Origin of the sequence: Marisediminicola senii (assembly GCF_011057645.1) — a bacterium.
Taxonomy (GTDB): Bacteria; Actinomycetota; Actinomycetes; order Actinomycetales; family Microbacteriaceae; genus Marisediminicola; species Marisediminicola senii.
Genome location: NZ_JAALGE010000106.1, coordinates 1 through 1417 on the forward strand (window position 1 = coordinate 1; position 1417 = coordinate 1417).

The window sequence follows — 1417 nt, forward strand, 5'->3', positions numbered from 1 at the left end:
AGTTGCGTCCCGCATAGTGGTGTAGCGCGGTTGCCGGGTTCGTCGTACTGATGGACATGAAGGCGGCCACCGCGTGATCCTTCGAGGAAACTCTCACATCCCACTCGAAAGGCATCATCACGATGACCGCTCCCCATATTGTCGACCCTGCCCGCCTCCTGACTGAAGCCCTCGGCGAGGCCTCCCCGGATCTGATGCGTCAGCTGCTGCAAACCATGATCAACGCCCTCTTGTCGGCGGACGCCGACGCCGTGGCCGGCGCCGAGTGGGGTAAGCCCTCACCGGAGCGTGTCGCCCAGCGCAATGGGTACCGGCACCGTGACTTGGACACCCGCATCGGGACGATCGACGTGGCAGTCCCGAAGCTGCGCACCGGCACCTACTTTCCCGACTGGCTGCTCGAGCGCCGCAAACGCGCCGAAACGGCGCTGATCACGGTGGTCGCGGACTGCTACCTCGCCGGGGTCAGTACCCGACGGATGGACAAACTCGTGAAGACCTTGGGCATCAATTCCCTCTCGAAGTCCCAGGTCTCCCGCATGGCAGCGGAGCTCGATGAGCACGTCAACGAGTTCCGCCACCGGCCCCTGGGTGAGGCCGGCCCGTTCACGTTCGTCGCCGCGGACGCGTTGACGATGAAAGTGCGTGAAGGAGGGCGGGTCATCAACGCTGTCGTCCTCGTCGCGACCGGCGTCAACGCCGACGGGCGCCGGGAAGTCTTGGGCCTACGCGTGGCTACCAGCGAGACCGGGGCTGCGTGGAACAGCTTCTTCGCGGACCTCATCGCCCGCGGCCTGACCGGCGTCCGCCTCATCACCTCCGACGCCCACCACGGCCTGGTGGAAGCAATAGCGGCGAATCTGCCCGGAGCTGTGTGGCAGAGATGCCGCACCCACTACGCAGCGAATCTGATGTCCGCGACCCCGAAAACCATGTGGCCGGCCGTGAAAGCGATGCTCCACTCGGTCTACGACCAGCCTGATGCGGGCTCCGTGCACGCCCAGTTCGACCGGCTCCTGGATTACGTCGAGGACAAACTCCCCGACGCCCACGAGCACCTCGATACTGCCCGGGCGGACATCCTCGCGTTCACCGGTTTTCCCGAAAGCCTCTGGCAGCAAGTCTGGTCCAACAACCCTAACGAGCGACTCAACAGGGAGATCCGCCGCCGCACCGACAGTGTCGGGATTTTCCCCAACCGGGACGCGATCATCCGGCTCGTCGGAGCCGTCCTCGCCGAACAGACCGATGAATGGGCTGAAGGACGCCGCTACCTCGGCCTCGACATCCTCACCAAAAGCCGTCTCACACTCATCACCGAGACCAGGACGGAGGCGACCACCGAAACCACTCTCGAGCTCAGCGCCTAGCAAACAGAAAGATCACCAACCGCTACACCACCACCAGGGACTTGACC

The 1417-nt window shown here is 64.4% G+C and carries 1 protein-coding gene; it reads left to right on the forward strand.

Translation table 11 applies throughout. The features are described from left to right. The first annotated feature begins 122 nt into the window (after positions 1 to 122). Entirely contained in the window at positions 123 to 1370 is a 1248-nt protein-coding gene (locus tag G5S38_RS15455; RefSeq protein ID WP_165070538.1) for an IS256 family transposase, read from the forward strand. Positions 1371 to 1417: the final 47 nt, after the last annotated feature.

Bases quoted from the DNA above. Each gene is read 5' to 3' on its own strand.
- G5S38_RS15455 (WP_165070538.1), top strand. From the start codon at position 123: ATGACCGCTCCCCATATTGTCGACCCTGCCCGCCTCCTGACTGAAGCC.